Source organism: Burkholderia sp. Ac-20392 (assembly GCF_017104585.1).
Lineage (GTDB): Bacteria > Pseudomonadota > Gammaproteobacteria > Burkholderiales > Burkholderiaceae > Burkholderia > Burkholderia lata.
In genome coordinates, this window is record NZ_JAAGPB010000411.1 from 1 (window position 1) to 7705 (window position 7705).

The 7705-nt window shown below is 67.8% G+C and carries 6 protein-coding genes and 1 pseudogene; 5 read left to right on the plus strand and 2 right to left on the minus strand.

Features of this window, described 5'->3' with window-relative positions; genetic code table 11:
• Positions 1-348: 348 nt before the first annotated feature.
• Positions 349-1617 carry a lipoprotein-releasing ABC transporter permease subunit gene (locus G3N99_RS30525; RefSeq protein ID WP_174936321.1) on the plus strand — a complete coding sequence of 423 codons (1269 nt, stop codon included), beginning with the start codon at positions 349-351 and terminating at the stop codon, positions 1615-1617.
• 39 nt (positions 1618-1656) lie between these two features.
• On the opposite strand, the gene G3N99_RS30530 is transcribed toward G3N99_RS30525, so the two are convergent.
• The gene (locus G3N99_RS30530) at positions 1657-2469 is read right to left on the minus strand and encodes a hypothetical protein (protein WP_206124232.1); all 813 of its coding nucleotides are present in this window, start codon (positions 2467-2469) and stop codon (positions 1657-1659) included.
• A gap of 592 nt (positions 2470-3061) precedes the next feature.
• Between G3N99_RS30530 and G3N99_RS30535 the strand changes: the two genes are divergently transcribed.
• Positions 3062-5029 carry a Xaa-Pro dipeptidyl-peptidase gene (locus G3N99_RS30535; RefSeq protein ID WP_206124234.1) on the plus strand — a complete coding sequence of 656 codons (1968 nt, stop codon included), beginning with the start codon at positions 3062-3064 and terminating at the stop codon, positions 5027-5029.
• Between the two features lie 131 nt (positions 5030-5160).
• A complete protein-coding gene (locus G3N99_RS30540) occupies positions 5161-5406 on the plus strand; it encodes an NUDIX domain-containing protein (RefSeq protein WP_241011926.1) in 246 nt (81 codons plus the stop codon).
• A 144-nt stretch (positions 5407-5550) separates the two neighbouring features.
• On the opposite strand, the gene G3N99_RS30545 is transcribed toward G3N99_RS30540, so the two are convergent.
• Entirely contained in the window at positions 5551-6480 is a 930-nt protein-coding gene (locus tag G3N99_RS30545; RefSeq protein WP_206124235.1) for a 2-hydroxyacid dehydrogenase, read from the minus strand.
• Positions 6481-6647: 167 nt separating this feature from the next.
• Between G3N99_RS30545 and G3N99_RS30550 the strand changes: the two genes are divergently transcribed.
• Positions 6648-7571 carry an ABC transporter substrate-binding protein gene (locus G3N99_RS30550; RefSeq protein WP_174936300.1) on the plus strand — a complete coding sequence of 308 codons (924 nt, stop codon included), beginning with the start codon at positions 6648-6650 and terminating at the stop codon, positions 7569-7571.
• Positions 7568-7705, plus strand: a pseudogene (locus G3N99_RS42115) (ABC transporter permease); the annotation flags it as partial. The gene G3N99_RS30550 and the pseudogene G3N99_RS42115, both read left to right, overlap by 4 nt.

Genomic DNA, 7705 nt, shown 5'->3' on the forward strand with positions numbered 1-7705 from the left:
TGCCACCAGACGAAGCCCGCCACGCGAATCGGCAGGAGCAACAGGAAGCGCAGCAAATCCATTGTTATTTCCTTGTCAAGGACATGCTGCCTGGTGCGGCAACCTTCCCCGAATTGTTATGGGTCTGTGACGGCGCGGCCCGATTGCGCCGTAATTGCTTGGTATGTTCGACCGGATGCTGGGCGCCATTATCGATCAGACCCGAAACGATGGAAATATCGGTGTGCCGGCGTGCAACGCTGCCGGATGACCGGCCGGTCGGGCGGATATCGGCCGTCGATGGCGCAGCGTCTGCGCACGGCGGCGCCGCGTTCGCTAGAATGCGCGGCTCGGCTGGATCGAATCAAAATGAAAGGAAACCGCTTGAAACTCCCGTTCGAATGGCAGATCGGGCTGCGCTATGCGCGCGGCGGCCGGCGCTCGGCCGGCGACGGCTTCGTGTCGTTCATTGCCGGCGCCGCGATGGCCGGGATCGCGCTCGGCGTCGCCGCGCTGATCGTCGTGCTGTCGGTGATGAACGGATTCCGGACCGAAGTGCGCGACCGGATGCTGTCGGTGCTCGCGCACGTGGAAATCTTCTCGCCGACCGGCGCGATGCCCGACTGGCGGCTCACCGCGCACGAATCGCTGCAGAATCCGGCGGTGCGCGCCGTCGCGCCCTATGTCGACGCGCAGGCGCTGCTGACGAACGCGGGCAGCGTGACGGGCGTCGCGCTGCGCGGCATCGATCCCGTGCTGGAACCGCGCGTGTCCGAGATCGCGCGCAAGCTGAAAACCGGGCGGCTCGACGCGCTCGTGCCGGGCGGGATGGGCATCGTGCTCGGCTCGGCGCTGGCCGACGCGCTGCACGTGAAGATCGGCGACCGCATCACGTTCTTCGCGCCCGGCAAGGCCGCTCGCGTCGGCGACGCGCTGCCGCAGTTCCGGCAGTTCAACGTGGTCGGCACGTTCGAGTCGGGCCACTACCAGTACGACAGCGCGCTCGCCTACATCCATCTCCGCGACGCGCAGACGCTGTTCAACGTGCGCGCGCCCACCGGCATCCGGCTGCGTCTCGACGATCTGCAGCGCGCGCCGGACATCGCACTGGAACTGTCGCGCACGCTGTCGGGCGACCTCTATATTCGCGACTGGACCCGGCAGAACCGCACGTGGTTCGAAGCCGAGCGGCTGCAAAAGCGCATGCTGTCGCTGATCCTGATGCTGATCGTCGCGGTCGCCGCGTTCAACCTCGTATCGTCGCTCGTGATGACCGTCACGCAGAAACAGGGCGACATCGCGATCCTGCGCACGCTCGGCGCGCCGCCCGGGTCGATCATGAAGATCTTCGCGATCCAGGGGATGACGATCGGCCTCGCCGGCACGCTGGCGGGCGTCGCGCTCGGCTGCGCGATCGCGGTGAGCATCCCGTGGGTGCTGCCGGCGATCGAGCAGTTGCTCGGCATCCGCTTCCTGACGCCGTCCGTGTATTTCCTCAGCTCGCTGCCGTCGAAGCTCGCGGCGACCGACGTGATCGAGATCGCCGCGGCCGCGTTCCTGATGTCGTGCATCGCGACGCTCTACCCGAGCTGGCGTGCCGCGCGGGTGCGGCCGGCCGAAGCGCTGCGCGACGAATAGGCGCGCGGCGCGCGGCGCCAGGCTCTGCGACGCGCATCGTCAGGCGATCTCGTGGAATCCGATGCTGTTGCGGCCGTTCAGGATGTTCTCGAACGCGGCCCCGAAGCCGACGTCGATCAGGCCCGCGCGCCGGCCGTAGGTCTTCTGCCCCGAATCGTCGACGAAGATCGCCGCGCCCGACGACAACTGACGGTCGGTATCCAGCAGCGCCAGCGTGCCGCGCGCGCTGCCGGCCGACTGGTCGAACTTCAGCGGCGTGCCGTCCTGCGCGGTGAAATGCCCGCCGACCTCTTCGAACTTCTGGTTGCGCGCGACGGACGCGTTGATCTCCTTCATGAAGAGGAAATCCGCGTCGGCGCGCTGGCTGGCCACCTTGCGATCGTCGTCCGTGAACGTCTCGCCGACGGCGGCCGCGCCCTGCTCCGCGAAGTCGACGGCCTGCTGGTGAAACTCGCGCGTCGCGAGCACGAGGCCCGCGTTCGCGTTCAGCGTCGACTCCACCCACGCGCGATCGCTTTCCGTCATCGTCTTCGACACGACCTCGATCCGGCCGTTGTCGGTCTTGAAGTCGAACTGCGCGTCGGCCAGGTCCGGACGCTTCGCGATGATCTCGTGCATGCTCGTCGCGAGCTGGCTGGTGACGTCGCGCAGCGCCGTCGACAGGTTGCCCAGTATCGACATCTGCTTCATGCGCGCCGCCTGCATCGCGTCCAGATCCAGCGCCCGGATGGTAATCGGCGCGTCCTGCGGTTGCCCGACCGCCGCGTCCGCCTGCTGGCGGCCGTCGAGCGCCGCTTCCTGCGCCATCTGCGCGAGCGAAAGGCCGCTCGCTGCCGTGACAGAAATCGTCATGCCCTCTCTCTCCTTTCAATGTGTTTTTTACCGTTTACGGACAGATTTCACGGAAATTTAGACCGATCGCAGGTCGATCGCCGGACGCGCTTCAAAACTTTGTTTGACTCAAACTAAAAAAGTTTGACACCGAGATTTCACTGAGATAAGTTTTGCGCAAGCTTCCGGAAAGCAATCCGGCCAGCCCCGCCGACTCGCGTCGCGCTTTCCTGCCGTTGCAGCACCGCCGTTCGCAACATCCCCGCCTCATCGCATCGTGCCGTTCCGTTTCGTCTGAAACCTGAAGGAAGATCGGGCATGCCCGCATTTGATTCGCACTCCTGCATTCATTTCGTGCCGCGTGCCTCGCATCGATCGCACGGCCCGAAGCGGCCGCCGCGCTGACGCTTTCCGTTCGGGGCGATGCAGTCGCCCCGACGCCCGCCGGGTTGCACGATGCGTGACGCGCGTCGACACCGGCCGTGACACCCGGGCATCGCGCCCGGCGCTTTCGCAGGTGCAGTTCCGTTTCATCCGATGCAGCACCCGGCCGGGCCGCAGGGGGCATATCGCGGGCCGTCCGGTTCCAGACAATCAAAAGAAGAGGTCGACAATGGACATTCATCGAACCGGATTGCGTCGCGCGTGGCTTCCAGCGCTCGTTGCAGCCGCGACGCTCGCCGCGTGCGGCGGCGACGACGGCGGCAGCGTGGCGGGCGTCTCCGCGCTCGCGCAGGGCCAACAGGAGGGGGCCGCCGCATCGGCGGCCGACAAGCAGTCGCTTGCATCACGCGTTTCGCCGTCCGGCGTGCCGTACGCCAATCCGGCCAGCGGCGGCCGCTACCGGCCCGTGATCACGAACGGCCAGGTGCAGCCGTCGCTGTCGGGCGGCACGATCGAGGAGAACGCGTGGGTCGACACGCCGGTCGATTCCGACGGTGACGGCACGCGCGACCGCATCCACGTGCGCATCGTGCGCCCGACCGAAACCGCGAACGGCGCACGCACGCCCGTCATCGTGCTCGCGAGCCCGTACTACGCGGGCCTTGCCGACAGCCCCGACCACAACGTCGACGTCGAACTCGACGGCACGCCGCATCCGGCCGCCACGGCGGCCACGGCAGCGACCGGCGCGTCCGCGCGCATCATGGCCGCCGCGCCGCAGGTGCGGATGCTGCAGCAGGTCGAAGCGGCCGCCGCCGGGCGCTCGTGGATCGAGAGCTACTTCATCCCGCGCGGCTTCACGATCGTCTACGCGGATTCGCTCGGCACCGCCGGTTCGGACGGCTGCCCGACGATCCTCACACGCGACGAATCGGTCGCGATGGCATCGGTGATCCGCTGGCTCGGCCGCGACGCGACCGCGAAGGACGCGAACGGCAAGACGGTCGTCGCGAACTGGTCGACGGGCCACGTCGGCATGTACGGCGTGTCGTACGACGGCACGCTGCCGAAGATGGTCGCGAGCCTGCGCACGCGCGGGCTCGACGCGATCGTGCCGGTGGCCGGGCTGACGAACATGTACGGCTACTACCGCTCGGGCGGGCTCGTGCGCGCGCCGGAAGGCTATCAGGGCGAAGACGTCGACGTGTACATCAAGGCGCTGCTGACGAACGCGCATCCGGAGCGCTGCACGCACCTGATCGACGAAGCGCTGCAGCAGGAAGACCGCAAGACCGGCGACTATTCGCCGTTCTGGGCCGCGCGCGACATTCCCACCGCGTACGCGGTCGCGCCGGCGCTCGTCGCGCAGGGGCTGACCGACGACAACGTGCGGGTCGACCAGTCGACGCTGTGGCATCTCGCGATGCGGCGCCAGGGCGTGCCGACGCAGCTGTGGCTGCATCGCCTGAAGCACACCGACCCGACCCGCGTGCCGGCGATGGCCGATGCGTGGACCGCGGAAGTGAACCGCTGGTTTACGCGCTACCTGATCGGTTTCGACAACGGCGTCGAACGCGATCCGCGCGCGGTGATCGAGCAGGCGGACGGCACGCTGCTGAAGGAAGCGGACTGGGCCGCACGCCACGCCACGCCGGTCACGTATTTCGCGGGCGGCGACGGTGCGGGCACCGGCACGCTGCTGCGGCTGCCGACCGGCGGCCCGCTCGCGCGCTTCACCGACGATGCGCGCATTCCCGCGCTCACGCTGGCGAACGCGCCGACGGGCGAGAACCGCAGCCGCTTCGAAACCGCGCCGCTCACGGCCGCGACACGCCTGTCCGGTTCAGCGACCGCACGCGTCAGGCTGACCTTCACGGCGGTGGCCAACGTGACGGCCCTGCTGGTCGATCGCGCGCCGGACGGCACGGCGACGATCGTCACGCGTGCGTGGACCGACCCGCGCAACCGGTGGTCCGAGTGGCGCTCGGAGCCCGTGCTGCCCGGGATGCCGTACGACCTGAAGCTGACGTTCATGCCGCGTGACTACAAGGTGGAAGCCGGCCATCGGCTGGGGCTCGTCGTGCTGTCCAGCGACAACGAGGCCACGCTGCGGCCGACGCCGGGCACCGGGCTGACGCTCGATCCGGCCGGTACGTCGGTGACGGTGCCGCTGGCTTCGTCGTCCACGGGCGCATAGTCGCACGCCGGCTTCCGGCGTAACGACTCGGCCTCCCCCGCCTGCGCCGACCGGCGCGCAGGCGGGGGCTCGCTGCACGAAGGGAACACCTGCGATAGGCTGCGACAGTCGAATGCCCACGGTGAACCCACATGATCCCCATCAGCGCCAAAGCCATCGTCCGCGACGGCCGCTCGGTCCTGTTCCTGCGCAATCCGCGCGACGAATGGGAGTTGCCGGGCGGCTGGCCCGAAGCAGGCGAATCGCTCGAAGAAACCGTCACGCGTGAAGTGCAGGAGGAATGCGGGATCGTCGCATCGGCGATCCGCTACGTGGCGAGCCGTTCATGCGAGGTCGTGCCGGGCAAGCACGTGCTCATCGTGTGCTTCCAGTGCTAGGTCGATCGTCATGAAATCGTCTTGAGTGACGAGCACAACCAGTTCGGCTGGATCGACCTCGATGCCGACAAGCCGGCGAACCTGCCGGCGTTCTATTGGGAACTCTGCAAGCAGGCGACCTGATTCGCGCCTGCTGCCTCGCCCTCACACCGGCGTGAGCACCGGCTGCCCCGCGAAGTGCCGCGCTGCGTTGTCGATGAACTGCTGCACCGAGCGATCGAGCGCCTCGGGCGACCAGCCGCCCATGTGCGGCGTCAACACGACACTGCCGAGATCCGTCAGCGCGCGCGGCGGCTCGGGTTCGCCTTCGTACACGTCGAGCCCCGCGCCCGCGATGCGACCTTCCCGCAACGCCTCCGCCAAAGCAGCGGTATCGACAACGCTGCCGCGTGACACGTTGACGACGAACCCGTCGGGGCCGAGCGCATCGAGCACCGCGCGATCGATCAGGTGCCGCGTGCCCGCGCCGCCCGGTGTCGCGACAATCAGGAAATCGGCCCACTGCGCGAGTGCGTCGACGCGATCGAAATAGCGGTAGGGAACGTTCTTCTCCGACCGGTTGTGATAACCGATCTCGATGTCGAAGCCCGCCGCGCGGCGTGCGCACTTCTCGCCGATCTTGCCGAGCCCGATGATGCCGAGCTTCTTGCCCGACACGTTCGGCGGCATCGCCAGTCCCTCGCGCCACACGCCCGCACGGGTTTTCGCATCGAGCTGCACGACATTGCGCACGGCCGCGAGCAGCAGCGCGAACGCGTGATCGGCGACGCAATCGTCGTTGGTGCCGGCGCCCGTGACCACGGTAATGCCGCGCGCCTTGGCATGCGCGACGTCGATGTTCTCGTAGCCGGCGCCGAGCGCGCTGACGAACGTGAGTTGCGGAAGACGGTCGATCTCGGCGGCGGTGAGCCCCGTGCTGCCGTTGGTCAGCACCGCGCGTATCGTGCCGCCGTGTTCGGCGATCGCGCGTTCGCGTGCTTCAGGTGTCGGGGCGTAGCGCACGTCGAACGACGCGGCGATCTCGCGATGCGCGTCGCCGCGCAAAGCGATGAGAACCAGCAACTCGGGCTTCATGTCAGGAAGTGTCGGCAAGGCGGGAACGGATTTCAGTGTAACAAGCCTGCAACACGGATGCGGGTAATCCCCACACGGGCTGTGGGCACGCCGCCGCACGCGGTTTGCCAAAGCCGGCTCAGTCAAGTAACTTTCGGCGTACGCCCCCGTCCTGGAGAATGGCCCGTATGAAGCTCGCCCTGCCCGCCCGGATCCTGGGCCTCGCGTTCGCCGCCGCCATCGTCGCGCCCGGCGCGCATGCCGACGCGCCCGTCGTGGTGTCGTCGAAGATCGACACCGAAGGCAACCTGCTCGGCAACCTCATCGCGCAGGTGCTGAAGGCGCACGGCATCGCCGTCACCGAAAAGATCGCGCTCGGCACCACGCCGATCGTGCGCAAGGCGCTCACGAGCGGCGAGATCGACATCTACCCCGAATACACCGGCAACGCCGCGTTCTTCTTCAACAAGGCCGACGATCCGCTGTGGAAGAACGCAAGCCAGGGCTACGACACCGCGAAGCAACTCGACTACGCGGCGAACCATCTCGTCTGGCTCACCCCGGCGCCCGCGAACAACACGTGGGGCGTCGCCGTGCTCGCGCCCGTCGCGCAGTCGCAGCACCTGAAGACCTTCTCCGATTTCGGCAAGTGGGTCGCCGGCGGCGGCAAGGTGAAGCTCGCGGCGTCGGCCGAATTCGTGAACAGCGCGTCCGCGCTGCCGTCGTTCGAGAAAGCGTACGGCTTCAAGCTGAAGCCCGACCAGCTCGTCGTGCTGTCCGGCGGCGACACGGCCGCGACCATCAAGGCCGCCGCGAACCAGACCGACGGCGTGAATGCCGCGATGGTCTACGGCACCGACGGCGGGATCGCGTCGAGCGGCCTCGCGGTGCTCGACGACGACAAGCACGTGCAGCCCGTCTATGCCCCCGCGCCGGTGATCCGCGAAGCCGTGCTGAAAGCACACCCGCAAATCGCCGACTACCTGAAGCCCGTGTTCGCGAGCCTCGACCTGAAGACGCTGCAGACGCTGAATGCGCGCATCCAGATCAACGGCGAGCCGGCCGCCGGCGTCGCGAAAAGCTACCTGAAATCGAAGGGCTTCGTTAAATGACGGATCGCGCGGCAGCGTCCGCGCGACGCATCACGGCGGACAAGGTCGGCATCCTGATCGGGGTACTGACGATCGTCGCCGTGCTCGGCCTGCCGTTCGCGGTGCTGCGGCCGAACCGCATCGCGGCCGGCACC

Excerpts from the sequence above, each read along its gene's own strand:
- G3N99_RS30545 (WP_206124235.1), bottom strand. The coding sequence starts at position 6,480 with ATGAAGCCCGAGTTGCTGGTTCTCATCGCTTTGCGCGGCGACGCGCAT.
- G3N99_RS30550 (WP_174936300.1), top strand. The coding sequence starts at position 6,648 with ATGAAGCTCGCCCTGCCCGCCCGGATCCTGGGCCTCGCGTTCGCCGCC.
- G3N99_RS30535 (WP_206124234.1), top strand. The coding sequence starts at position 3,062 with ATGGACATTCATCGAACCGGATTGCGTCGCGCGTGGCTTCCAGCGCTC.
- G3N99_RS30540 (WP_241011926.1), top strand. The coding sequence starts at position 5,161 with ATGATCCCCATCAGCGCCAAAGCCATCGTCCGCGACGGCCGCTCGGTC.
- G3N99_RS30525 (WP_174936321.1), top strand. The coding sequence starts at position 349 with ATGAAAGGAAACCGCTTGAAACTCCCGTTCGAATGGCAGATCGGGCTG.
- G3N99_RS30530 (WP_206124232.1), bottom strand. The coding sequence starts at position 2,469 with ATGACGATTTCTGTCACGGCAGCGAGCGGCCTTTCGCTCGCGCAGATG.